Origin of the sequence: Xanthomonas maliensis (assembly GCF_009192945.1) — a bacterium.
Taxonomy (GTDB): Bacteria; Pseudomonadota; Gammaproteobacteria; order Xanthomonadales; family Xanthomonadaceae; genus Xanthomonas; species Xanthomonas maliensis.
In genome coordinates, this window is sequence record NZ_NSET01000121.1 from 1 (window position 1) to 608 (window position 608).

Genomic DNA, 608 nt, shown 5'->3' on the forward strand with positions numbered 1-608 from the left:
CCCACATCGCCCAGCATGCTGCGGAAATACGCCTCGTGCTCCTCACGGCTCACGCCCAGCAGCGCCTGCGCCACAAAATGGCGGAACGGCTGGGGTGCCGGCAAGCGGGCGGCGTCACCGGACAGGTGACTGTTCACTTCCTCCAGCGCGATCTCCAGCGTGGTGTGATCCAGCGCCAGATGGTGGCAGAGCAGGGCCAGCAGCCACTGGCCGCTGGCCGGATCGCGTGCCGCAAACCCGCGCATCAGCGGCGCCTGGCGCACATCCATGCGCCAGTGCCGTGGATCGAAGCGCGCCTGCAGCTGGGCGGCGGCATCGCCGGCGTCCTCATCCAGCGCGACCTGCTCGATGAGCAGTGGCGCATGGCGCCAGACGACTTGAAGCGGTGCAGCGAGTCCTTCCCACAGCACCGCCGTCCGCAGGATGTCATGACGGTCGATCACCCGCTGCAGCGCATCGACAAACCGATCCATGCGCGCACGGCTGTCGAACGAAATCAGATGCGGCAGCACATACGCATCGCCTTCGCGCTGCAGCAGGTGATGGAAGAAGATACCTTCCTGCAGCGGGGCCAGTGGGTAGATGTCCTGGATCGTGGCCACGCCGCC

At 66.8% G+C, this 608-nt stretch carries 1 protein-coding gene; it reads right to left on the reverse strand.

Annotated features, from left to right (window positions below; all coding sequences use genetic code 11):
- Nucleotides 1-608 (reverse strand): condensation domain-containing protein (locus CKY51_RS22185; protein WP_244952570.1); only part of this gene is annotated, 608 nt, incomplete at both ends.